Origin of the sequence: Pseudomonas sp. WS 5078, from assembly GCF_012985745.1 — a bacterium.
Lineage (GTDB): Bacteria > Pseudomonadota > Gammaproteobacteria > Pseudomonadales > Pseudomonadaceae > Aquipseudomonas > Aquipseudomonas lundensis_A.
This window is the reverse complement of sequence record NZ_JAAQWX010000002.1, coordinates 282,661-306,809: the sequence shown is the minus strand read 5'-3', so window position 1 is coordinate 306,809 and position 24,149 is coordinate 282,661. Positions and strand designations below refer to the sequence as shown.

The window sequence follows — 24,149 nt, the reverse complement described above, 5'->3', positions numbered from 1 at the left end:
ACCTGAATCCGGTCAAAAAAATTGTAGTAGTTAATTTACAAACTGCCACACAACAGATGATCGGCTCTATAACACCTGATTAAAGCGTTTGGCTTCGTTTACATCTATGCGGTCGGGCGCTCGTGCAAAGACACGATAAACTGCTCTGCAGGTAAAGGGCGTGCGAACAAGTACCCCTGCAAAAACGCCACGCCACGGGCTGCCAGATAGTCGCTTTGTTCCTCGGTCTCAATCCCTTCCGCGACAACCCCCAGCCCCAGTTTTGCGCTGAGCTCAATAATGGCATCAAGAATATGAATGGACAGGGCATCCGCGCCGATCATGGCGACGAAACTTTGATCAATTTTTAAATAATCCACATTGAATTCATGCAGGTAGCCCAGGCTTGAGTGCCCTGTGCCGAAGTCATCAATGGCTATCATCACCCCCAGCTCATGCAATTGGGCAAATAAGCGGTGGGTCACCTCACTCGGGACAATCAATTCACGCTCTGTTAACTCCAATACGAGTTTTATATGCCCGGGTGCAAAAGCCTTAAGAAAAGACCGGCAGTCTTCAACCAGTTCAAGGTCTTGACAGTGCCGGGCCGTGATATTGAACCCAATATGAAAACCGGTCTCCAGACGATTGGCCTGTGGCGCCAACAACTTTGCGGTTTGCTGCATTAACGACCGCGTCATGGGCACAATAAGCCCGGAGTGCTCTGCAAAAGGAATGAACAAATCAGGCCCGACCAGACCTTCGCGTGGATGTTGCCAGCGCATCAATACTTCAGCGCCCGCCCACTGCCGGTCAGCGGCGCGCACAATAGGCTGGAAAAAGGGAATGAATTCTCCTGCCTCCAACCCCCGCTGGAGTTCATGGCTGGGAGATGACGCGCGCTTTTGTAACCAGCGAACAGTGGCCGCCGACACCACGCCCAAAAAGATCAGTAATGCGAGTAAACCGGGGTATTCCACCACAGCAAAACGCCACACTTCACCGTCGCTGAAACCCGCCACGACACGGTAGGGGTATTCAGACGATGGCAAGCTAACTTGCGCCACAGGGTATTGCGGTACAGGCGTAGTGCGAACGACGCCATAACGGTCAATCCAGGCATCGCCCACTTGTATCAATAAAAGGGTTTTATGATTGATAAGGCCCAATACATTGACCAAGTGAAAACCATACAGGCTGACCAGAACGCCTTGAGCGTTTTTTTGTTTGCGCAGGATCAGCAGGGGTTCGTTCGGGGTGACCGGATTGCCTGCCATTAACCACAACCGCCCGGCGGCATAATTTTCCGGGTTGACGGTTTCCTTGAAGTTGCCGAACAGCGAGGAGCAGTACAGTTGGTTATCCCATACCAGGTTGACCGAGCGAACAAAGGGGCGGCGAGTAACTTGATCGCGTAGCGCAAGTTCGACCTGGGGGCAGGCCTGACCGGATAAAGGCAGCACCACCTCCGATGCCAGCGCTGCATTGTCGAGCATTTGATCGAATTGCCTGACCGCCTCGGTCGAGGTCTGTTGAGCGACCAGTTTCAAAGAACGATCAGCCTGCCAGACAATGATGCACAACCCCAGCACCACAGGCAGTAATCCACTGAGCACAACCAACGCGTAACGCTCTGTCCATTTGCGGGTCATTTTCAGCGTTAAAGGCATTCAGGTTCCTGCGCACACAAGGGCTATCGATAGAAAGAGGGTAGGCGGTAATAGGAAAAGGCTAGCATTGGTACGCCACAAATTCACGGGTGGCCGGGACAAACCTGATTACGCCATGTAGAATCCGCTTACGCATACAAGAATAATGACTTCTGCAAGCAGAAGCCCCGCCCGCAAGAGATGGGTCGACATGAAGATATTCGGGTTCCAACTGATTCACGGAGATTTCCTTGCGCGCAGTGTACGTGGCATTTCCTGCGCGCCGCCTCAACGCTTCGGCATTCTTAGCAAATAACCTTACGTTAATTCTAAAAATGACAAAGATGAGGCGCCAAAATGGCTGATCTATACGAAAACCCAATGGGTCTGATGGGCTTTGAATTCATCGAGTTCGCATCCCCAACACCGAATACCCTTGAACCCATTTTCGAAATCATGGGTTTTACCAAAGTCGCCACCCACCGCTCCAAGGCTGTGCATCTGTACCGCCAGGGCGACATTAACCTGATCCTCAACAATGAGCCTCACAGCGTAGCCTCCTACTTTGCTGCCGAGCACGGCCCGTCCGTTTGCGGCATGGCATTTCGCGTGCGCAATGCGCAACAGGCTTATGCCCGGGCACTTGAACTGGGCGCGCAACCGATTGAAATCCCGACCGGTCCAATGGAACTGAACCTCCCTGCGATCAAAGGCATCGGTGGTGCACCGCTGTACCTGATTGACCGTTATGGCGAAGGCAGTTCGATCTATGACATCGACTTTGTTTTCATTGAAGGCGTGGACCGTCATCCCGTGGGGGCAGGCCTGAAAATCATCGACCACCTGACCCACAACGTGTACCGCGGGCGTATGGCTTACTGGGCCAATTTCTACGAAAAGCTCTTTAACTTCCGTGAAATTCGTTACTTCGACATTAAGGGTGAGTACACCGGCCTGACGTCCAAGGCCATGACAGCCCCGGACGGCATGATCCGCATCCCGCTCAATGAAGAGTCGTCCAAGGGTGCCGGGCAGATCGAAGAGTTCCTGATGCAGTTCAACGGCGAAGGCATTCAGCACGTGGCTTTCCTCAGTGACGACCTGGTCAAGACCTGGGACGCGCTGAAGAAAATCGGCATGCGCTTCATGACAGCTCCACCGGACACCTATTACGAAATGCTTGAAGGCCGCTTGCCAAATCATGGCGAGTCGGTAGAGGCCCTGCAATCACGCGGGATCTTGCTCGATGGTTCGTCCGATAAGGGCGACAAGCGCTTGCTGCTGCAGATCTTCTCCGAAACCCTGATGGGCCCGGTGTTCTTCGAGTTTATTCAGCGCAAGGGGGACGACGGTTTTGGGGAAGGTAACTTCAAGGCCCTGTTTGAATCCATCGAGCGTGATCAGGTGCGTCGCGGTGTATTGACCGCAGACTGATTCTGGCGCACAAAAAAACGCCCGCCCTGTCATAGGGGCGGGCGTTTTTTTATGGGCTTAAAACAAGCCTGCGGCAATGTTGATGGAGAAACCCAATACAGCCGTGTTGAACAAGAAACCCAACAAGGAGTGGCCCAATACAGCTTTACGCATCTCGCGGGTGGCAATTGAAACGTCAGCGGTTTGTACCGCTACGCTCAACGTGAAAGAGAAGTACAGGAAGTCCCAGTAGTCCGGGTCCAGCTCACCTTCAGGAAAACGCAGCGCAGGTTCAGGGCCATCATTGTTGTAAAAGAGTCGGGCGTAGTGAAGGCTGAAGATAACCCCGATCATCAACCACGAACCGACGATGGTCATACCCGTGAAGGCGTAGTGCATCACCTGGTCGGTGTTGCTCAGTTTGCTATTACCGGAGAGCTCAAGGGTGATCGCTGCCAGGCTGGCGATTGCAGCCACGCAGACAGTGAACAACACCATGCTGGCATTTTCGTCTTCAACTTCCGCCGTGCGTTTGACGTCGCAGGCTTTGGAGCGAACCACCAGCCAGAACGTCAACGCCAAGTACAGCCAGACACCGGCATTCCAGCCCAGCAGAAACTGGGTGGTCAGGGTCGCGGCGGGTGCGAAAATCCCGACCGCAACCCCCAGAACAGTGGCAGCGGTCAGGCGAGGGTGAGTGCGTGCAAGGTGCGGCATAAACAGTCCCTGTAACGTGGTAGTGCTGAACCTTAGCACGCGCCGACGATGCTTAATGCGCTCGCGGTTTTCTGCTCACTCGTTTCATCACCACAACAAAAAAGACCGGCACGAAAACCACGGCCAGCGTGGCCACGATCATGCCGCCGATAACGCCCGTACCAATTGCTTGCTGACTCGCGGAGCTCGCGCCGGTGGCAATGGCCAACGGCACGACGCCGAGAATGAAAGCCAGTGAAGTCATTACGATCGGACGCAGACGCAAGCGCGCCGCCTGCACAGTGGCATCCACCAGATCATGACCCTCGTCATATAAGGTCTTGGCGAACTCGATGATCAGGATCGCGTTCTTGGCCGACAGGCCAATGATCGTGATCAAGCCCACCTTAAAGAACACGTCATTGGGCATTCCTCGCAACGTCACTGCCAGCACTGCGCCCAATACGCCCAAAGGCACCACCAACAACACAGCAGTGGGGATCGACCAACTCTCGTACAAGGCTGCCAGGCACAAGAACACCACCAGCAACGACAGGCCCAGCAGAATCGGCGCCTGTGCTCCGGAGATTTTTTCTTCCAGCGACAGGCCGGTCCATTCCATGCCCATGCCAGCGGGCAGCTGTGCAACCAGACGCTGGATCTCGATCATCGCTTCGCCAGTGCTGTGGCCGACGGCCGCTTCGCCGGAAATGCTGATGGCCGGGTAACCGTTGTAACGCGTCAACTGCGATGCCCCCTGAATCCAGCGCGCTTCGACAAAGGCCGACAACGGCACCATCTTGTCGAGGTTGTTGCGCACATTGATCTTGAGCAGGTCTTCAACCTGACTGCGCTGATCGCCCTCGGCCTGTACCACCACGCGCTGCATGCGGCCCTGATTCGGGAAGTCATTGACGTAAGCCGATCCCACGGCCGTAGAGAGCACGTTTCCGATGTCGGCAAAGGAAATGCCCAATGCATTCGCGCGCTTACGGTCAACCTCCAGTTGCACCTGCGGGCTCTCAGCCAGTGCGCTTTCACGCACATTGGTCAGCACCGGGCTTTTCTCGGCTAACGCCAGCAACTCGCTGCGTGCTTGCATCAGCACGTCATACCCGACGCCACCACGGTCTTGCAGACGGAACTCAAAACCGCTCGAGGTCCCCAGCCCGCTCACGGGTGGCGGCAGAATGGCAAATGCCACAGCATCCTTGAGGTCGCTGAACGCCGCATTGGCGCGGTCGGCGATGGCCGAAGCTGAGTCTTTTACGCCGCGCTCGGACCAATCCTTCATGGTCGTGAACGCCAGCGCGGCATTCTGGCCGTTACCGGAGAAGCTGAAGCCCAGAATCATCGTGGTGTTACCCACCCCCGGCTCAGTGGCGTTGTGCGCTTCGATCTGTTCAGCCACCTTGATCGTGCGCACCTGGCTGGCCCCCGGCGGCAACTGGATGTCGGTAATGGTGTAGCCCTGATCCTCAACCGGCAAAAACGAGGAGGGCAGACGGGCAAAACACAGCACCAACATCACCAGCAGTGCGCCGTAGACCAGCAAATAGCGCCCGCTGCGCTTGATCACATGCACCACCCAGTGCTCGTAGCCTTGGGACAGCCGCTCAAACCGCGCGTTGAACCAGCCAAAGAAACCGCCCTTGGCATGATGCTCGCCTTTGGCAATGGGCTTGAGCAGGGTGGCGCACAACGCCGGGGTCAGCGACAGGGCCAAAAAAGCCGAGAACAGGATTGAGGTGGCCATCGACAGCGAGAATTGCTGGTAAATCACCCCCACCGAGCCCGGCATGAACGCCATCGGGATAAACACGGCCACCAATACCAGGGTGATACCGATGATAGCGCCGCTGATCTGGGTCATGGCCTTGCGTGTGGCTTCGCGTGGGGACAGCCCCTCGGTCACCATAATCCGCTCGACGTTTTCCACCACCACAATGGCGTCATCCACCAGAATCCCGATCGCCAGCACCATACCGAACATCGTCAGTACGTTGATCGAGAAGCCAAGCACCAGCATCATGGCAAACGTGCCCATCAGCGCGACCGGTACCACCAGTGTCGGGATCAGGGTGTAACGGATGTTCTGTAAAAACAGGAACATCACGGCAAACACCAGCACCATCGCCTCGACCAGGGTGTACATCACTTTGGTAATCGAGACTTTGACGAACGGCGATGTGTCGTACGGGATGGTGTACTCAACACCCGCAGGGAAGTACCGGCTCAACTCGTCCATCTTGGCGCGAATCAGGGTCGCAGTGCTCAAGGCGTTGGCTTCGGGCGCCAACTGCACGCTGAAGGCTGTGGCAGTCTTGCCATTGAGGCGTGTGCCGTACTGGTATTCCTGACTACCAATTTCGACCCGCGCCACGTCGCGCACGCGCACCGTGGAGCCGTCCGGATTGGCGCGCAGCACAATGTCGCCAAACTCTTCAGGGGTCGAGAGCTGGCCTTTAACCAGCACCGTAGCCGTGATTTCCTGCGTCGGGCGTCCCGGCAAATCACCGATGCTGCCCGCCGAAACTTGAGCGTTCTGATTGGCAATTGCCTGATTGACGTCAGCAGGGGTCAAGTGAAAGCCGATCAGCTTTTGCGGATCAATCCAGATGCGCATGGCCCGTTCGGCGCCATAGAGCTGGGCCTTGCCCACGCCTTCTATACGCTTGATTTCGTTCATGACGTTGCGGGCGAGGTAGTCACTGAGCGCGACCTCGTCCAGCGGGCTGTTATTAGCCGTGAGCGTTACCAGCATTAAAAAGCCGGACGAGACTTTCTCGACTTGTAACCCCTGTTGCATGACCGCCTGTGGCAAACGTGACTCGACGGCCTTGAGGCGGTTTTGCACATCGACCTGCGCCATTTCCGGATCGATGCCCGGCTTGAACGTGGCGGTAATGGTGGCGCTGCCCAGGCTGCTCTGAGACTCAAAATACATCAGGCCATCCGTGCCGTTGAGCTCTTGCTCAATCAGGCTGACCACACTTTCGTCCAGCGTCTGGGCCGAAGCGCCGGGGTAGACCGCATAGACCTCAACCTTGGGCGGTGCGACGTTTGGGTATTTGGCGACCGGCAATTGCGGAATGGCTAAAGCCCCCGCCAGCACAATGAACAACGCGACGACCCACGCAAAGATGGGCCGATCGATAAAGAACTGCGGCATGCTCACCGATCCGTGGAGTGTACGAGGGGAAGAGCGGGGTCATCGATCTGCACCTGTTCGCCCGGGCGGGCATGTTGCAGGCCTTCGATGACAATGCGGTCGCCAGCTTTCAGGCCGGCATTGACGATCCAGCGATCCTGTTGGGCATTGCCCAGCTGCACCGGCTGCTGCTTGATGCGATTGTCCGCTTCAACCAACAACACCTGAGCCACCCCGGCGCTGTCACGCAAAATAGCGCGCTGCGGCACGCTGATGCCTTGCTTGTTAAAAGCCTGTTCCAGACGCACGCGCACAAAACTGCCGGGTAGCAGGTCGTTATCCGGGTTGGGAAACTCGCTGCGCAGAATCACCTGGCCCGTACTCGGGTCTACGTTAACGTCGGTGAACAGCAGTTTGCCGGGCAACGGGTACAGGCTGCCGTTATCACGGACAAGGGTGACGCGGGCCTGCTCGTTGCCGACCTTTTGCAATTCGCCAGCGCGGAAGGATTCGCGCAGGTTGTCCAGATCGCGGGTGGATTGGGTCAGGTCTACGTGCACAGGATTGAGTTGTTGAATCCGTGCCAACGGCGTGACTTCGCCCTGACCGACCAAAGCGCCTTCAGTGACCAGTGCGCGGCCGATGCGTCCGGAAATCGGCGCGGTGACCGTGGCATAACCCAGGTTCAAGCGGGCACGCTGCACCGCGGCCTTATTGCCTGCGACATCGGCGTGTGCCTGCTGCGCTTGGGCGCGGGCGTTGTCGTATTCCTGACCGCTGATGGCGTTGCTTTCGATCAGCGCAGCGTAACGCTCACTCTGCAACCTGGCTTGCAAAGCCTGCGCTTCGGATTTGCGCAGGGCGGCCAGCGCACTGTCCAGATCGGCCTTGAAAGGCGCAGGATCAATCAGGAACAACACGTCCCCCTGTTTGACCTCGCTGCCTTCTTCGTACACCCGCTTGAGCACCACGCCAGCCACGCGGGCGCGCACTTCGGCCACGCGCGGGGCAACGATGCGTCCGCTCAATTCGTTATTGATCGACAGCGGCGCGGTGGCGATGACTTCGGTTCGCACCTTGACCAGGGGCGTTTTTTCTTCAGCGTCGGGGTTCTTGCCACACCCCGCGAGGGCCAGTGCCAGCGCTGAAAGGCAGAGCGGGGCAAAGAGCTTTTTCAATGAGCGAGCCTTCTTATAAATGCAGGATAGTTCTGTAAGTGCTTGCGCATGCTAAGGGCAGCACGCAAGAGGCGTTGTGAAGCTGTGTAGGCGGTGTGTGAAAAAGTGTGAAGGTAATGCTCCTATCCGTGTGAGGTTGTATATCCTTTGGCTTTCCCCGAGTTGTAAGCATTTATTATGCCCACTATTTTGCTGGTCGAAGATGACGCCGCGCTCTCGGAGCTGATTGCCAGTTACCTGGAGCGCAATGGCTACGAGGTCAGCGTGATTGCCCGTGGCGACCTGGTGCGTGACCGGGCTAAAAGCAACCCGCCGGACTTGGTGATTCTTGACCTGATGTTGCCGGGCCTTGATGGCCTGCAAGTGTGCCGCTTGTTGCGTGCTGACTCGGCCAGCCTGCCGATCCTGATGTTGACGGCCCGCGACGATAGTCATGATCAGGTGCTGGGGCTAGAGATGGGCGCCGACGATTATGTGACAAAACCTTGCGAGCCGCGGGTATTACTGGCGCGCGTGAGGACGTTACTGCGCCGCAGCAGCCTGATCGAGCCGCAGGTGGCCAATGACCGGATCGTGATCGGCAACTTGTGCATTGACCTGTCAGAACGCAACGTCACGTGGCGCGGGCAAGACATTGAGCTGTCCAGCGGTGAATACAACCTGTTGGTGGTCCTGGCCCGGCATGCCGGTGAAGTGCTCAGCCGCGATCAAATCCTCCAGCGTTTACGTGGCATTGAATTCAACGGCACAGACCGCTCGGTGGACGTGGCCATTTCCAAGTTGCGGCGCAAATTCGATGACTGCGCGGGGGAAGCGCGCAAGATCAAAACCGTGTGGGGCAAAGGCTACCTCTTCAGCCGTTCCGAGTGGGAATGCTGAAACCATGTTCAAGGTCCTGCTAAGGCTATATCTGGTGACCATGGTCACATTCGGGGCAGCCATCTACCTGGTACCCGAGTTGATCGTTACGGTCTTTCATGATCGGTTCATGAATTACAACATCGACATGTCCCGCGGCATGCAAACCCTGCTGGTCAAACAATTTCATCAATTACCCGCCGAACAATGGCCCGCGCTGGCCCGGGAGCTGGACAGCCAGTTCTCGCCGTTGCGGGTCAATCTGCTGTCAGTCAATGACCCGAAATTCGATGCCGATGAACAGCGCCAGTTACAGCAAGGGCAGGGCGTGTTGCGCATTGGCGAATGGGGCTGGCGCACGCTGGTGGTGTCACCGCTGGACAAGCAACAGGCTATTGAATTGGTGATGCCCCCCGATCCCTTCGACATGAACGTCCTGTACTGGAGCATTAACGTACTGATCGGCGCGGCATTGCTCGGGTGTTTATTGCTGTGGCTGCGTCCTCACTGGCGCGACCTGGAGCGTCTCAAGCGCACAGCGGCGTTGATTGGTCAGGGGCAATTGAGCGAGCGCACGCAGATCTCGCCACGGTCGAACGTTCACGGGCTGGCCAGTGCATTTGACACCATGGCCCAAGACATCGAAAGCCTGCTCAACCAGCAACGCGACCTGCTCAATGCGGTCTCCCACGAACTGCGCACACCCCTGACGCGGCTGGATTTCGGTTTGGCGCTGGTGTTATGCGACGACTTGCCGCCAGCCAGCCGCGAGCGGTTGCAGGTGTTGGTCGGGCATATCCGCGAACTGGATGAATTGGTGCTGGAGTTGCTGTCTTTTAGCCGCTTGCAAAACCCGGCGCTGGTGCCGGAGCGCGTGGAGGTGTCGCTGGATGAATTTGTCGACAGTATTCTGGGCAGTTTCGACGAAGAGCTGGAAACCCCCGACATCGTGCTGGACGTGCTGCTGCACGGCTCGCAGGAGCGCTTTGCGCTGGACCCGAGACTCACCGCGCGCGCGTTACAAAACTTGCTGCGTAACGCCATGCGCTACTGCGATCGGCGCATTCAGGTGGGGGTGAATGTCACTGCGCACGGCTGTGAATTGTGGGTCGACGATGACGGCATCGGCATCCCGGAAGCGGACCGCGAACGCGTGTTTGAACCTTTCTATCGCCTGGACCGCAGCCGCGACCGCGCCACGGGGGGCTTTGGTCTGGGCTTGGCGATCAGCCGGCGCGCCCTCGAAGCCCAAGGTGGAACGCTCAGTATTGAGCCTTCCCCCCTGGGCGGAGCGCGTTTCCGGTTGTGGCTACCGGTTTAGCTCAGATAGCGGCGTTGCCGGCTCACATGTTTGAGACCTTCGAGTACCAGCACACCCACCGCCAGCCAGATCGGGCCATAGGTCAGCCATTGACCTTCCTCCAGGCTGTCGCCCAATAGCAGGGCGACGGCCACCAACAACACAGGCTCGACATAGCTGAGCAATCCGAACAGGCTGAACGGCAGCAAGCGGCTTGCCAAGATGTAAGCGAAACCTGCAGCGGCACTGATGATGCCCATCATCGGCACCAGTACGTAGAGCGTTGAGCGTTGCGCCTGAAGGTCGACATGCTCGCCTGCCAACACAAACCACAGCGCCACGGGCACCATCAGCAGCATGTCCAGCCATAAGCCGCCGAGGTTATCGATACCGATTTTTTTGCGCAGTACAAAGTACATCGGGTAACCCAAGGCGACCACCAACGTGGTCCAGGAGAAACCACCCGTGCGGTACAGTTCATTGGCCACACCCAGCACAGCGAGCGCCGTCGCGATCTTTTGCAGATGCGACAGGTGCTCACCATAGACGATGCGCCCCGTGAGAATCATCGTCAGTGGCAGCAGGAAGTAACCCAATGAAACATCGAGCCCATGACCGTTCAAAGGCCCCCACATAAACATCCACAGTTGTACCGCCACCAGAAAACTGGTCAACATGACGCAGGGGATCAATGCAGGCCGGGCGCGCAAGCGCTGAAAGATGAGCGCAACCCACTTCCATTCGCCGTAAAGGCAGAGAAAGAGTGTCATGAAGGGCAGCGATATTAGGATTCGCCAACCGAAAATTTCTTGACCGTCCAGCGGTCGCAGAAGGGATGTGAAGTAGTACAGGACGCCAAATAAACAGGAAGCCAGAATCGATAAAACAATACCTTTGGACACAACAACCTCAATGGATCTACAGCGTTACTCGTATGAGTGGGCACATAGCTTGAGGCTGTGGAACACCATTGGCAAATATGTTTTAAACCAATCAGTTGGCTTAAAAAGCTAGTCCGGAAGGTGATACGTGAAACGAGCAAGCAAATACTGGGCCAAAACCGTTTAAAACGTTCGTTCGCACTCGCTGAAAAAAATGATAAACGGTAGTCCTTGCAGCGGCTTCATCTACCTCGAGGGTGGCAATGGGCTGTGAAACCAGCCCATTGCATTGCCTTTACACGGATTTTTGCTGACGCAACAAATGCTTGAACCCTTCAAACATCAACACCAGCACCGCCAGCCAGATCGGTAAATAGGTCAGCCATTGCCCGGCGCTAATACTTTCACCCAGCAACAACGCCACGCACACCAGAAGCACCGGCTCAACGTAACTGAGCAGACCGAACAGGCTGAAGGCAAGCATGCGGCTGGCCATGATGTAACTGATCAAGGCCAGAGCGCTGATGAGGCCCAGTACCGGGATCAGCGTGTACAGTGCCGCACGTTGGCTGGCCACATCGAAGCCGTGTTCGCCTGTTTGCACAAACAAGAACGCCGCGGGCATGAGCAGCAGCATGTCGATCCACAGGCCGCCCAGATTGTCGGTCCCGACCCGTTTGCGCAGCACAAAATACAGCGGGTAACCGATGGCCACTACGAGGGTGGTCCAGGAAAAACCGCCGACCCGGTACACCTCGTTGGCGACCCCGAGTATCGCCAGCGCGGCAGCAATTTTTTGCAGATGGGAAAGGTGTTCGCCATACACCACGCGGCCCGTGAGAATCATGGTCAGGGGCAACAAAAAGTACCCCAGTGACACGTCCAGGCTGTGGCCGTTGAGGGGCGCCCACAGAAACAGCCACAGTTGCAGGCCCACCAGCGCACTGGAGGCAAACAGGGCAATCCACAGCCGGGGGGTTTGCTGCAGGCGGGAGAAGATCGTCGGCACCAGCCGCCAATCCCCCGAAAAACACATGAACAGGGTCATGCAGGGCAAGGTGAGGAGCATCCGCCAGCCGAAAATTTCGGCGCCACTCAAAGGGTAGAGCAGGGATGTGTAGTAATACATGACACCGAACAGGCTCGATGCCAGAACCGATAAAACAATACCTTTAGACACAACAGCCTCGTTGAAACGCGCATTTTGATTATTAGAGACGCGTAGCTTGAGGCTCCAAAGGCTGTAGGGCAAATCTTGCTGAGCCGATTGCCTGCGCAGAGGCCCGCAAAACGCCCCCTGCGCAGCAAAACCGATGGCGTCAGGCGTGACGCATGCCGCGGGTCATGCGCAAGGCCAGCACACTGCCGCCCACAATCACCGCCGCCAACAGGTACAGCGCAGCATCGGTCGAGCCGGTGGCGTCTTTGACAAAACCCACCAGATACGGGCTCAGGAACCCCGCCATTTGACCCATGGAGTTGATCAAGGCCAGGCCGCCAGCGGCCGCGCCTGCACTGAGCATGGCAGTGGGCACCTGCCAAAACATGGGCAAGCCGGTCAGGGCGCCCATGGTCGCGATTGTCAGCCCCAAGATGGCGATGGCCGGTTGCGTGGCGAAGTTGACAGCAATCACCAAGCCCAGCGCCCCCATCAACATTGGCACGACCAAATGCCAGCGACGCTCTTTGCGCACGTCAGCCGAGCGCCCCACCAGCAACATGAACACAGCAGCCAGCAAGTAAGGAATCGCACTCAACCAGCCAATCACCAGCGTGTCGCTGAACCCCAGGTTTTTGATGATCGACGGCAGCCAAAAGTTGATCGCATACACGCCACTCTGGATGCAGAAATAGATCAGGCCGAACGCCCAGATGGCCGGGTTTTTAAACACGGCAAGCAGCGAATCAGAAGTGGTGGCGGGTTTGTTGACGGTGTCCAGGCGGTGGTCAGCGTCGAGCACGGCGCGCTCGTGAGCCGTTAGCCACTTGGCATTGGCAAAACTGTCGCTGAGCAGGAAGATCGCCAGCGCACCCAACACAACGGTGGGAATACCTTGCAGCAGGAACATCCATTGCCATCCGGCAAGTCCGCCCTGGCCTGCGGCGAAATGGCTAAGAATCCAGCCCGAGAAGGGACCGCCGATCAAGCCGGAGACCGGGATTGCAGACATGAACAGCGCCATGATGCGGCCACGACGGAACGTGGGGAACCATTGTGAGAGGTAGAGCACAACGCCTGGGAAGAAACCCGCTTCGGCGGCGCCGGTGAACAGGCGCAGGGTATAGAACTGGGTCGGGGTGGTGACGAACATCAGGCAGGTGGACAGCACGCCCCAGGTGATCATCATCACGGCGATCCAGCGCCGAGGCCCGAATCGGGTCAATGCCAGGTTGCTGGGAACCCCGCACAAGACGTAGCCAATGAAGAAAATCCCGGCACCCAAGCCGTAGACCGTTTCGCTGAATTTCAGCGCATCAAGCATCTGTAATTTGGCAAAGCCAACGTTTACCCGGTCGAGGTAATTGAACAGGTAGCAGATAAAAATGAAGGGGATCAAACGCAGGGTGATGCGCTTGTAGATGGCGTTTTTATCGTCATCGCCGGTCAGCGAAGCGGGGGCGCTCTGTGACATCTCATGTCTCTCTTTATTATGTTTTTTCGCGATCCGAGGTTAACGTTGGTCGCTGCGTGAGTCTCGGTCACCCAAACGTTGCTGTCTTTGTGCTGCTGCACAGTGTTTTTCTGCTGAGGCTGTGCGCACGAACAAATGTTTCCAAGGATTGTCACCCTATGTTCGAACTCGATCATGATTTGGCGCAGGACATCGTGGATCGCGCGATGGCCATCTTGCCGTACAACGTTAATGTGATGGACAGCCAGGGGTTGATCCTCGGCAGCGGCGAGCCCGAGCGTATCAATACCCGCCATGAAGGCGCGCAATTGGTGCTGGCCAACGGACGGGTAGTGGAAATCGATGCGCAAACCGCCAAATGCCTGAAAGGCGTGCAGCCGGGAATCAATTTGCCATTGCTGCTCGATCAGCGCCTGATCGGCGTGCTGGGGCTGACCGGTGAACCTGAATTGCTGCGCACCTACGCCGAACTGGTGCGCATGACGGCCGAAATGCTGGTGGGCCAACGCCATCAACAAGCCGAACAGCAATGGCGTCGTCAACGTTGCGACGACCTGGTGGCCATATTGTTGAGTGAAAGCGGCGACTCACCGCGCCTGATCGACGAAGCCCAACAACTGGGGCTCAAGCCGCAGCTATCGCGCATTCCTTATTTGTTTGAACTGGGCAAGGGCCAGAGTGCCGAGGCCCTGAGCGTGTGGCTGCAATCACGCTACCCGGACAGTTGGTGCGTGTGCCCGGCCGATGCCTCGCTGCTGTGGTGCCGCCCGTCAACCACCACACTGGACGACACGCGGCTACTGGAACGGCTCGACGGCCACGGCTGGAACGTGTTGCGCATCGCCGAAGGCGGACAGGCGGATGCACTCAAAGGACTGCGCCGTTGTTATCGACGCGTGGGGGATTTGCTGGCGTATGGCCGTGATGTGTTGCCGGACACGCGTTTACTGAGTCTTGACCGCTACCGCTTGCCGGTGATGCTGTGGCGGCATCGCAATGACGATGCGCTGGAAGAACTGCTCAATCCACTGCACAAAGTGGTCGCCAAGGACAGCAATGGCCAACTGATCGCAACCTTGCGCAGTTGGTGCGAGCATGACGGCCAAAGTCAGGCGTGCGCCGATGCGCTGGGCATCCATCGCAATAGCCTGCGGTACCGGATGGATCGGATTGCCGAGCTGAGCGGGGTTGACCCCCTGAGCCTGAACGGGATGCTGGCGTTATACCTTGGGGTCCAACTGCTGCCCCACACGCCCCTTGTACAGGCACGGCCAACCGCCTGAACTGCAGGCCAAAAAAAGCCCCGCGACCGAATGAACGCGGGGCTAAACGGTTGGATGCGACCAACCAAAGGAGCCGTTAAATCAGGTACACATCAGTGCGCGCTGGCCACCGTTTCAACGTGCCAGCCGCCGCCCAGCGCTTTGTAGATCGCCACCACGCCGCGATACAACTCAACCTCGGCCTGTGCCTGACTGTCTTCTGCTGCGAGCCGTTCACGCTGGGCATCGAGTAACACCAGGAAGTCCACCGTGCCTTCGCGATAGCGAATCGCCGCCAGATCGGCTGCGGTGCGGCTCGACTCACTCTGACGTATCAGCGACACCAGGCGTTGCTGACGTTTGCCGTAATCACTGAACGCGTTTTGCGACTCTTCAAGCGCCAACAACACCTGTTGTTCGTAACGGGCCAGTGCGCCATCGGCTTCGGCATCCGCGCCACGTAAACGTGCTCGCACACTGCCCAAATCAAAGGCAGGCCAAGTAATGCTCGGGCCCAGAGCCCAGGCATTGGCGGCTGCTGAGCCGATCTGCGAGCCTCGCCCAGCGGTAAACCCAAGGAACCCGCTGAGGCTGACCCGCGGGAACAGATCTGCCTTGGCCACGCCGATCCGGGCGGTTGCGGCCGCCAGTTTGCGTTCCGCACTGAGGATGTCCGGGCGTCGCTGTAGCAGGTCGCCGGGGTTGCCAATGTTCAGGGCCTTGGCAATCGCGGGCAGTTTGGCCGGGCTCAAATCGACGCTCAGTTGCTCCGGACGCTCGCCCAACAAGGTGGCAATCCGATTGCGTTCACGTACCTGCTGCGCCTGCAACTGCGGCACACTGGCTTCAACGGCCGCCAGACGTGCGTCAGCGCGCATGACGTCCAGCTCATCACCGACACCCGCATCACGCAGACTTTCAGTGATGGCTTTGGATTCCTGCTGGTTTTTCAGGTTGGCCAGCGCAATGTGCTCACGCAGTTGCGCGCCGCGCAGTTCGCCGTAGGCGTCCACCAATTCCGCAATCAGGGTCACTTGCAACTGATACAAATCCGCTGCGGCGGCCTGTTCGTCCGCATCGCTGGCTTCCAGTTGACGCTGGATACGGCCAAACAGGTCGAGTTCCCACGCCATGTCCAGCCCAAGATCGTACCGCTCACTGTTGACGCGCTTTTCGGTCTGCCCCGGAATCTGCCCTTTGCCCAGCTCGCTGCTGGCGCGGCTGGTGATGGTTGGCATGGCGTCGTTGCTGACGTCATCGCGGATCGCCCGGGCAGCCCGCAGCCGGGCAAACGCCACGCGCAGCTCACGGTTGCCTGCCAGCGACCGCGTCACCAACCGGTTGAGGGTCGGGTCGTCGAACTGTTGCCACCAGATTGCTTCGAAATGGGCACGGTCAAAACCTTTGAGGTTATCGGCGCTGATCTGAGCCGGCTCGGTCTTCGGCGTTTGATAGTCCGGGCCGACGGCGCACGCGCTCAACGCGAGTACCAACAGACTCGGCAAGAATACGTTCACGTTCATGGTTGCGACTCCAACGTCATGTGCCTGGCGGCTTTGCGCGCTTGACTGCGCTCCACGTAGCGACGGATCAGGACGTAGAACACCGGGGTCAGCAGCAAACCAAAGAAGGTCACGCCCAGCATCCCGGAAAACACCGCGACGCCCATGGCATGGCGCATTTCCGCCCCTGCGCCGCTCGACAGCACCAAAGGCACCACGCCCATGATGAACGCGAACGAGGTCATCAGAATCGGCCGCAAACGCAGACGGCAGGCTTCCAGCACCGCAGCCAGCGGGTCGAGGCCTTCTTCCTGTTTATCCTTGGCAAACTCGACAATCAGAATCGCGTTCTTGCACGCCAGTCCCACCAATACGATCAAGCCGATCTGGGTGAAAATGTTGTTGTCACCCCCCGACAGAATCACCCCGGTAATCGCGGACAGCAGGGTCATCGGCACGATCAGGATCACCGCCAGCGGCAGGCTCCAGCTCTCGTATTGCGCGGCCAGCACCAGAAACGCCAGCAGCACGCAGAGCGGGAACACGAACAGTGCGGTATTGCCTGACAGAATTTGCTGATATGTCAGTTCGGTCCACTCATAGGTCATGCCATTGGGCAATTCTTCTTTGAGCAGCTTTTCAATCGCAGCCTCGGCTTGACCCGAGCTGTAGCCCGGCGCTGCTGCGCCGTTGATCTCGGCCGTGACAAAGCCGTTGTAGTGCATGACCCGGTCGGGGCCGGCGGTGTCGCTGACCTTGATAAAGGTCGCCAGCGGGATCATTTCGCCCTTGTTATTGCGCACTTTCAGTTGGCCGATCTGCTCAGGTTCCAGGCGGAACTGCTGTTCAGCCTGCACGTTGACCTGATAGGTACGGCCGAAGCGGTTGAAATCGTTGGCATACAGCGAACCCAGATAGACCTGCAGCGTGTCAAAAATGTCACTGATGGCCACACCGTGCGTCTTGGCTTTTTCGCGGTCGATCGCTGCATCCACTTGCGGCACGTTGACTTGATAACTGGTGAACAACCCCGCCAGCTCCGGCACGTTGTGGCTCTTGGTAATGATGTTCTGCACTTCTTTGTACAGTTCGTCGTAACCCAGGTTGCCGCGGTCTTCGACTTGCAGGCGGAAACCGCCAATGGTGCCCAGGCCTTGTACTGGCGGCGGCGGGAAGATCGCGATGTAGGCATCCTGAATGTCTGCAAATTGCGCATTCAAGGCTGCGGCAATAGCTGCTGCCGACTGGCTCGGGTCCTTACGCTCGTCAAAAGGTTTGAGCGGGGTGAACACGATGCCGCTGTTTGGGCTGTTGGTGAACCCGTTGATCGACAGGCCCGGGAATGCCACTGAGTTCGCCACGCCCGGTTGCTTGAGAGCAATTTCGGACATGCGTTTGATCACCGCTTCGGTACGATCCAGGCTCGCGGCATCCGGCAGTTGCGCGAAAGCCACCAGGTACTGTTTATCTTGCGGGGGGACGAAACCGGTGGGTGTATGCGCAAAACCAACCCAGGTCAGCACCATCAAACCTGCATACAGCAACATCGCGATACCGCTGCCACGGATGATCCGGCGGACCGCCCCCACATAGCCATTACTGGCTTTGACGAAGAAACGGTTGAACGGGCCAAACAGCCAGCCCCCGAACAGGCGATCCAGCAAGCGGGTAAAACGGTCTTTGGGCGCGTGATGGCCTTTGAGCAACACGGCGGCCAGCGCCGGAGACAGTGTCAGCGAGTTGAACGCCGAGATCACCGTGGAAATGGCAATGGTCAAGGCGAATTGCTTATAGAACTGTCCGGTCAGGCCGGAGATGAACGCAGCCGGTACAAACACGGCGCACAGCACCAGCGCCGTGGCAATGATCGGCCCGGTCACTTCGCGCATGGCGCGCTTGGTAGCATCGACCGGATTAAGCCCCAGCTCGATGTTTCGCTCGACGTTTTCCACCACCACGATGGCATCATCGACCACAATCCCGATGGCCAACACCAGCCCGAACAGCGACAAGGCGTTAAGTGAGAACCCGAACATGTGCATCACGGCAAATGTACCGATCAACGACACAGGCACGGCCACCAGCGGGATGATAGAGGCTCGCCAGGTTTGCAGGAACAGGATAACCACCAGCACCACAAGGATCAGGGCTTCGAACAAGGTGTGAACCACCGCCTCGATAGAACCGCGAACGAAAATGGTCGGGTCGTAGACGATGTCGAAGTCCATGCCTTCAGGGAAACTCTGCTTGAGCTCGGCCATCTTCGCCCGCACGTCGTTCGAGATATCAATGGCATTGGAGCCCGGCCGCTGGAAGATCGGCAGCGCCACCGCGGGCTGGTTGTTGAGCAGCGAACGCAACGCATATTGACTGGAGCCCAGCTCAACCCGCGCAATGTCTTTCAGGCGTGTGATCTGGCCATCATCGCCGGCGCGAATGATGATGTTCTGGAACTCTTCTTCAGTCACCAAGCGTCCCTGAGTGTTGACTGAAAGCTGGAAACTTGTGGCATTCGGGGCAGGGGGCGCGCCAAGCGCACCGGCTGCGACCTGACGGTTCTGCTCGCGAATGGCATTCACCACATCGGTTGCAGTCAGGTTGCGTGACGCGGTTTTGTTCGGGTCCAGCCACACGCGCAACGAGTATTCGCCCATGCCGAACATTTGTACATCGCCAATGCCGTTCAGGCGCGCCAGCTCATCCTTGATGTTAAGGATGGCGTAGTTGGACAGGTACAGCATGTCGTAGCGCTGATCCGGCGAGGTCAAGTGCACCACCATCGTCAGGTCGGGCGATGCTTTGTCGACCGTAATACCGATGCGGGTTACTTCTTCGGGCAATTTGGGCTGGGTGCGGGTCACGCGGTTTTGCACCTGGACCTGTGCGTTGTCCAGGTCAGTGCCCAGGGCGAAAGTGATCGTCAGTGTGATCTTGCCGTCGGCCGTGGACTGTGAAGACATGTACAACATGTTTTCAACGCCCGTGATGGCTTGTTCCAGCGGCGCGGCCACGGTTTCACCGATCACTTTGGGGTTGGCACCGGGAAAGTTGGCGCGCACCACGACGGTGGGTGGCACCACTTCCGGGTATTCACTGATCGGTAACTGGAACAGCGAAATGCCGCCCGCAATCAGGATTAGCAGGGACAGCACAGCGGCGAAAATCGGCCGCTGAATGAAAAATTGAGAAAAATTCATCGGAGTTATCGTCCCTTAACCACGAGGAGTCGCGACGCCAGCCAGCTTCGGCGCGCTGTTGGCGGGCTTGACCTGTGGCAGGTTGCTGGCTTCCAGGGCTTGTCGTTGGAGCGCCAGTGCAGCGAGGGTTTGTTCGGTCGCCATCGGGATCACTTCAGGGGTGACCGGCGAGCCAGGACGCACCCGCTGCAAGCCTTTGACGATGATGGTGTCGTCCTTGTGCAAACCATTACGCACAATGCGCAACCCTTCGATCTTCGGCCCCAGCTCAACGGCGCGGTAGATCGACTTGTTGTCGCCATCGAGGACCAGCACGAACTTTTTGCCCAGGTCGGTGCCGACGGCTTCGTCGTTGATCAGCACAGCCGAATACGTCCCGCTGCCTACCAGTTTGAGGCGTGCATACAGGCCCGGGGTGAAGCTGCCGTCGGCGTTATCGAACACCGCGCGGCCACGGATGGTGCCGGTTTTGGGGTTGACCTGGTTATCGACGAAGTTCATTTGCCCCAGGTGCGGGTTGCCGTCTTCATTGGACAGGCCCAGGTACACCGGTGTGGTCTGGCCACGTTGGCCTTCACGGGCCAGTTGGGTGTACTTGAGAAACACACGTTCATCGGCATCAAAGTAGGCATACACCTTGTCGGTTGAAACCACGCTGGTCAGCGGTGTGACATCCGCCGTCACGATGTTGCCCGCTGTAATTTCCGCGCGGCTCACACGCCCGCTTATCGGGGAGGTGACGCGGGTAAAACTCAGGTTCAGCTTGGCCAGATCCAGCTCGGCCTGAACGGCCGCGACGGCGGCGCGTGCTTGCTGCGAAGCGGTGCTGCGCGAGTCGGCCAGCTCGGCCGAAATGGCATTGCTCTGGCGCAGGCGCTCGCCGCGCTGGGCTTCGTTTTCGCTGCGGGTGGCATTGGCGCGGGCTTGTTGGACCTGTGCCTCAAGGCGGCGTACTTGCGCCTGAAACGGGCGCGGGTCGATCTGGAACAACAGGTCGCCTTTCTTCACCAACGCACCTTCGGTGAAAGCGACCTGATCAATCTGCCCGGACACGCGAGGGCGAATTTCCACCGTTTCCGGCGCTTCCAGCCGACCGGTGAACTCGTCCCATTCATTCACAGGCTGCTCAAGCACTTTGGCCACACTGACTTTTGCAGCAGGCGCCGGAGCAGTCGCTTGTGGAGTTTTGCCGCATGCACTCATCACCACGATGGCCAAAGCGGCCAGTGGGAAGCGCAAATGTTTAAGTGACTGTTCCATGAGGGGGAGTCCGCCAATCTGTTGAGATGGGGCGGATAATGCTGGCGCGGGTGCTGGCGCACGAATCGAACCCAGCGAAGGTCATTATCATCCGGAATGATATAAACCCGAGCGAAGCCCTCTAGCCTGTGCTTTTCGTTAGGGGACTATCAATCACAAAGACTTGCGGGTCGGATGGCGCCCGATAATCAGGTGCGCACAAGGCCAGACCGTGTTCCAGATGAAGCGGACTAATGGGTTTGTAGGTGTTCGGCAGGATGGCGGTAGCACCGGAATTGCGCAGCGGCTTGATTTTTTTGCGGAACAAAAAAACAAAGGGCCTGCATGAAGAATCTCATGCAAGCCCTTGATTTGTTTGGTGCCCGAAGCCGGAATCGAACCGGCACGTCCTTTCGAACGGGGGATTTTAAGTCCCATGCGTCTACCAATTTCGCCATTCGGGCGGTAGCGCTATGTAGCGATCAAACCGGCTGGTTTTACTGAATCTCAGCCCCGTAGCCTGTGTGACAGGTGGACGAATATATAGAGGCTTATGCGATGACGCAAGTTTGAGAGGGCACATTTTTTATCGAGGGGCTTAATAAAACCCTCGAAAAATCAGAAGCCTATGGCCTCGGGGAGTTTACTCGAAGGGGGTTATCCAAATCGTTGGAAGAAAGTATCAGGCTTATATGTAAGTTTTTTGGGAGGGCTAGGCTAGGGTGTGTGTAGGTCCGAGACAGAAGTGGGTGAAATGAATTCAAGTGTCCTCTACGCGCTCATTGCGGCAGCCCTGTTCGGCGCCAGTACGCCGCTGGCCAAGCTGCTGGGGGCCGACGTGTCGCCCGTGCTGCTGGCAGGGTTGCTGTATTTGGGGAGCGGGGCGGGCCTGTTGTTGGTGCGTTGCATGCGGGATCGCGGGTGGAAGCGTTCCGGTCTGAGCGCAGGTGAATGGCCATGGTTGGCGGGTGCAATTGCCTTTGGGGGCGTATTGGGCCCTGTGGCGCTCATGTTCGGGTTGACGCTGACCTCCGGAGCCACGGCCTCGCTCATGCTGAACCTGGAGCCCGTACTGACCGCGCTGCTGGCGTGGGTGGTGTTTAAGGAAAACGCTGATCGCCGGATTGTAGCGGGAATGCTGGCCATCATTGCGGGGGGGGTGGTGCTGTCCTTGCCGTCAGGGCAGGGTGCAAACGACACGGGTTCGTGGCTGGGGCCGCTTGCAGTGGCGTTTGCCTGTTTGTGCTGGGCCGTGGACAACAACCTTACGCGTAAAGTGTCGGCGTCTGATGCGCTCTACATTGCCGGGGCAAAGGGGTTGTGTGCCGGGTTGGTGAACTGCGCAATTGCTACATCGCTGGGTGCCCAATGGCCCTCGGCGCAGGTGCTGTCTCCGACGTTATTGATTGGTTTTTTGGGTTATGGCGTGAGTCTGGTGCTGTTCGTACTGGCCTTGCGCGGTCTGGGGGCGGCGCGAACGGGGGCGTATTTTTCCACGGCACCTTTTTTGGGGGCTGTGATTTCAATCGTGATACTGGGTGAATCGGTCTCGTGGCTGTTTTGGGTCGCGGCGGCCTTCATGGGGCTGGGTGTGTGGTTGCACTTGACTGAGGTGCATGCACATGAGCACCAGCATGCGCGCCTGGAGCATACCCATCGACATCACCATGATGAGCACCATCAACACACTCACGAAGCAGATGACCCGGCTCAGGAACCCCATACCCATGCACATGTCCATGTGCCTGTACGCCACTTTCATCCTCACTTCCCGGATATTCATCACAGGCACCGGCACTGACCCTGAAGTCCCCGGCCTATAACGGAGCACACGAGCGCGCATGTTTGAACACGTCGATGTCAATTACCTACTGGCCACCTACGGTTACTGGGCCATCTTTATCGGCTGCCTGCTGGAAGGCGAAACCATCCTGATTCTGGGCGGCATGGCAGCTCACCAGCATGTCCTCAAACTGCTTCCGGTCATCGGCTATGCCAGCCTGGCGGGCATGCTGGGTGATCAGTTGTTGTTCTGGGCGGGACGCTATTTTGGTGAGCGCCTGTTACCGCGCTTGCATAAACAACAGGCCGCTATCGACAAGGTCACGGCGTTGATCAATCGCCACCCGACCGTGTCGATTTTTGCAGTGCGCTTTCTTTACGGCATGCGCCTGGTGGGGCCGATGGTGATTGGCGCGAGTAAGGTGTCCCCCGTCAAGTTTGCGTGCATCAACCTGTTAGGCGCCGTGGTCTGGGCCACGCTGTTTGCCAGTGCCGGGTATTGGTCGGGAGAGTTCCTGCAGCATCTGTTAGGGGATTTAAAACCTTATCGCTTGCCGATTGCGCTGGGGGTGGTCGTCCTGGTGCTGGTCGTGGGACTGATCCGCCATTTCAGCTCAACGCGCAAAACCATTTAGCCAGGCTGGGTGCGTAGCCTGTAGCGCCCATGAAGGGTGTGTGGTTGCAAAAATCACGCTTGAAAGGCAAAGTCCGGCAACCCGGTTGCGTGATGAACCGCTTGGCCTAGACTCTTGTTTAGCGGCTCTGAGCCGAGGTTTTCATGCCGTGTTCACGACCTTTGCGCGCCGGTCCGATGACAAGAAAGGAGGTCCGCATGTTGATACGCTCAATGATCCTCGCCAGTGTGCTGGTCACGGGAATGGCGCACGCCGTTGAAGTCCCCAACCCCCTCGAACAGGACCGCGCAAAGGCAAGACCACTGGTGATTGTGGCGCGCACAGAGGCTGACCCCACCTTATCGACTCTGAAAAAATCCCTCGAAGACCCGGCTCAAAAAAAGGCTTTCGATGAGCGCAACCTGGTGCTGTACACCATTGTTGGCATCACCGGGAAGCGTGACGGCAAAGACCTTGAGCCGCAGTCAACCATGTCGCTGATCCGGGGACTCAAACCGGGCATGATCATTGATAAGGCCAAAGTGTTTCTGATCGGTAAGGACGGCGAGGTCAAGTTCAAGTCTGAAGGTGACGCGGACCTCGAAACGCTGTTTAAAACCGTCGATGCCTTGCCGCCTGCCGAAAAAACGTTGCAAGCCCAAACGGGGCCTGAAACGTCGGTCACACCTGGCACTCAGGGCAAGCCTGACAAGTCCGGCAAGCACGTTAAACCCGCTAAACCTGCCAAACCGCTGGAAGACTGAAGTCACGGCCAAAAAAAGGCCCGCTGGGGGAAGCGGGCCAAGAGGGATTCA

Annotated in this window: 17 protein-coding genes and 1 tRNA gene; 7 read left to right on the top strand and 11 right to left on the bottom strand. The window is 57.9% G+C overall.

The annotated features are described in order from the left end of the window. Positions 1–104 precede the first annotated feature (104 nt). On the bottom strand, positions 105–1,649 hold the full coding sequence (locus tag HBN68_RS04625; RefSeq protein ID WP_169962892.1) for an EAL domain-containing protein: 1,545 nt from the start codon (positions 1,647–1,649) through the stop codon (positions 105–107). Positions 1,650–1,985: 336 nt separating this feature from the next. Here HBN68_RS04625 and hppD point away from each other — a divergent pair, with 336 nt between their 5' ends. Beyond that, a complete protein-coding gene (hppD, locus tag HBN68_RS04620) occupies positions 1,986–3,062 on the top strand; it encodes a 4-hydroxyphenylpyruvate dioxygenase (RefSeq protein WP_094993531.1) in 1,077 nt (358 codons plus the stop codon). A gap of 57 nt (positions 3,063–3,119) precedes the next feature. On the opposite strand, the gene HBN68_RS04615 is transcribed toward hppD, so the two are convergent. The 3 genes from HBN68_RS04615 to HBN68_RS04605 are packed head-to-tail and all read right to left on the bottom strand — an operon-like array spanning position 3,120 to position 8,066. After that, on the bottom strand, positions 3,120–3,758 hold the full coding sequence (locus HBN68_RS04615) for a DUF1345 domain-containing protein (RefSeq protein WP_169962889.1): 639 nt from the start codon (positions 3,756–3,758) through the stop codon (positions 3,120–3,122). A gap of 52 nt (positions 3,759–3,810) precedes the next feature. After that, a complete protein-coding gene (locus HBN68_RS04610) occupies positions 3,811–6,909 on the bottom strand; it encodes an efflux RND transporter permease subunit (protein WP_094993533.1) in 3,099 nt (1,032 codons plus the stop codon). A 2-nt stretch (positions 6,910–6,911) separates the two neighbouring features. Then, entirely contained in the window at positions 6,912–8,066 is a 1,155-nt protein-coding gene (locus HBN68_RS04605) for an efflux RND transporter periplasmic adaptor subunit (RefSeq protein WP_094993534.1), read from the bottom strand. 177 nt (positions 8,067–8,243) lie between these two features. On the opposite strand from HBN68_RS04605, the gene HBN68_RS04600 reads away from it, so the two are divergent. Together HBN68_RS04600 and HBN68_RS04595 are read left to right on the top strand one after the other, a co-directional pair. Next, the gene (locus HBN68_RS04600) at positions 8,244–8,945 is read left to right on the top strand and encodes a response regulator transcription factor (protein WP_094993535.1); all 702 of its coding nucleotides are present in this window, start codon (positions 8,244–8,246) and stop codon (positions 8,943–8,945) included. Between the two features lie 4 nt (positions 8,946–8,949). Further along, positions 8,950–10,245: an ATP-binding protein gene (locus HBN68_RS04595; RefSeq protein WP_169962886.1), complete on the top strand. Its 1,296-nt coding sequence runs from the start codon at positions 8,950–8,952 to the stop codon at positions 10,243–10,245. Here the strand turns inward: HBN68_RS04595 and rarD (HBN68_RS04590) are convergent. From rarD (HBN68_RS04590) to HBN68_RS04580, 3 genes are all read right to left on the bottom strand, one after another. After that, positions 10,242–11,126, bottom strand: a complete 885-nt coding sequence (rarD, locus tag HBN68_RS04590; protein WP_094993537.1) for an EamA family transporter RarD — start codon at positions 11,124–11,126, stop codon at positions 10,242–10,244. The genes HBN68_RS04595 and rarD (HBN68_RS04590) overlap by 4 nt on opposite strands. Before the next feature lie 274 nt (positions 11,127–11,400). Continuing rightward, a complete protein-coding gene (gene rarD / locus HBN68_RS04585) occupies positions 11,401–12,285 on the bottom strand; it encodes an EamA family transporter RarD (protein ID WP_094993538.1) in 885 nt (294 codons plus the stop codon). Between the two features lie 139 nt (positions 12,286–12,424). Next, positions 12,425–13,738, bottom strand: a complete 1,314-nt coding sequence (locus HBN68_RS04580) for an MFS transporter (RefSeq protein ID WP_169962884.1) — start codon at positions 13,736–13,738, stop codon at positions 12,425–12,427. Between the two features lie 158 nt (positions 13,739–13,896). Between HBN68_RS04580 and HBN68_RS04575 the strand changes: the two genes are divergently transcribed. Next, positions 13,897–15,021 (top strand): sugar diacid recognition domain-containing protein, encoded by a 1,125-nt coding sequence (locus HBN68_RS04575; protein ID WP_169962882.1) that lies wholly within the window; start codon positions 13,897–13,899, stop codon positions 15,019–15,021. A 92-nt stretch (positions 15,022–15,113) separates the two neighbouring features. Here HBN68_RS04575 and HBN68_RS04570 read toward each other — a convergent pair whose 3' ends face one another. The 4 genes from HBN68_RS04570 to HBN68_RS04555 all read right to left on the bottom strand — a co-directional run bounded on the left by HBN68_RS04570 (position 15,114) and on the right by HBN68_RS04555 (position 21,402). After that, positions 15,114–16,523, bottom strand: coding sequence for a TolC family protein (locus HBN68_RS04570; RefSeq protein WP_094993541.1), 1,410 nt, complete (start codon positions 16,521–16,523; stop codon positions 15,114–15,116). Beyond that, complete coding sequence (locus HBN68_RS04565) at positions 16,520–19,699, bottom strand: efflux RND transporter permease subunit (RefSeq protein WP_169962880.1); 3,180 nt, start codon at positions 19,697–19,699, stop codon at positions 16,520–16,522. Before HBN68_RS04565 ends, HBN68_RS04570 begins: the two co-directional genes overlap by 4 nt. Before the next feature lie 15 nt (positions 19,700–19,714). Then, positions 19,715–20,959: a multidrug efflux RND transporter periplasmic adaptor subunit MexE gene (gene mexE / locus HBN68_RS04560; RefSeq protein ID WP_094993543.1), complete on the bottom strand. Its 1,245-nt coding sequence runs from the start codon at positions 20,957–20,959 to the stop codon at positions 19,715–19,717. A gap of 356 nt (positions 20,960–21,315) precedes the next feature. Beyond that, positions 21,316–21,402 (bottom strand) — tRNA-Leu (locus HBN68_RS04555). Positions 21,403–21,692: 290 nt separating this feature from the next. On the opposite strand from HBN68_RS04555, the gene HBN68_RS04550 reads away from it, so the two are divergent. The 3 genes from HBN68_RS04550 to HBN68_RS04540 all read left to right on the top strand — a co-directional run bounded on the left by HBN68_RS04550 (position 21,693) and on the right by HBN68_RS04540 (position 24,098). Continuing rightward, positions 21,693–22,739, top strand: coding sequence for a DMT family transporter (locus HBN68_RS04550; RefSeq protein WP_094993544.1), 1,047 nt, complete (start codon positions 21,693–21,695; stop codon positions 22,737–22,739). Between the two features lie 40 nt (positions 22,740–22,779). Next, positions 22,780–23,355, top strand: a complete 576-nt coding sequence (locus HBN68_RS04545) for a DedA family protein (RefSeq protein WP_094993545.1) — start codon at positions 22,780–22,782, stop codon at positions 23,353–23,355. 197 nt (positions 23,356–23,552) lie between these two features. Next, complete coding sequence (locus HBN68_RS04540) at positions 23,553–24,098, top strand: DUF4174 domain-containing protein (protein WP_094993546.1); 546 nt, start codon at positions 23,553–23,555, stop codon at positions 24,096–24,098. Positions 24,099–24,149: the final 51 nt, after the last annotated feature.

Coding starts and splice junctions, on each gene's coding strand:
- HBN68_RS04625 (WP_169962892.1), bottom strand. CDS start 1,649: ATGCCTTTAACGCTGAAAATGACCCGCAAATGGACAGAGCGTTACGCG.
- hppD (WP_094993531.1), top strand. CDS start 1,986: ATGGCTGATCTATACGAAAACCCAATGGGTCTGATGGGCTTTGAATTC.
- HBN68_RS04615 (WP_169962889.1), bottom strand. CDS start 3,758: ATGCCGCACCTTGCACGCACTCACCCTCGCCTGACCGCTGCCACTGTT.
- HBN68_RS04610 (WP_094993533.1), bottom strand. CDS start 6,909: ATGCCGCAGTTCTTTATCGATCGGCCCATCTTTGCGTGGGTCGTCGCG.
- HBN68_RS04600 (WP_094993535.1), top strand. CDS start 8,244: ATGCCCACTATTTTGCTGGTCGAAGATGACGCCGCGCTCTCGGAGCTG.
- HBN68_RS04595 (WP_169962886.1), top strand. CDS start 8,950: ATGTTCAAGGTCCTGCTAAGGCTATATCTGGTGACCATGGTCACATTC.
- HBN68_RS04580 (WP_169962884.1), bottom strand. CDS start 13,738: ATGTCACAGAGCGCCCCCGCTTCGCTGACCGGCGATGACGATAAAAAC.
- HBN68_RS04575 (WP_169962882.1), top strand. CDS start 13,897: ATGTTCGAACTCGATCATGATTTGGCGCAGGACATCGTGGATCGCGCG.
- HBN68_RS04570 (WP_094993541.1), bottom strand. CDS start 16,523: ATGAACGTGAACGTATTCTTGCCGAGTCTGTTGGTACTCGCGTTGAGC.
- HBN68_RS04565 (WP_169962880.1), bottom strand. CDS start 19,699: ATGAATTTTTCTCAATTTTTCATTCAGCGGCCGATTTTCGCCGCTGTG.
- mexE (WP_094993543.1), bottom strand. CDS start 20,959: ATGGAACAGTCACTTAAACATTTGCGCTTCCCACTGGCCGCTTTGGCC.
- HBN68_RS04550 (WP_094993544.1), top strand. CDS start 21,693: ATGAATTCAAGTGTCCTCTACGCGCTCATTGCGGCAGCCCTGTTCGGC.
- HBN68_RS04545 (WP_094993545.1), top strand. CDS start 22,780: ATGTTTGAACACGTCGATGTCAATTACCTACTGGCCACCTACGGTTAC.
- HBN68_RS04540 (WP_094993546.1), top strand. CDS start 23,553: ATGTTGATACGCTCAATGATCCTCGCCAGTGTGCTGGTCACGGGAATG.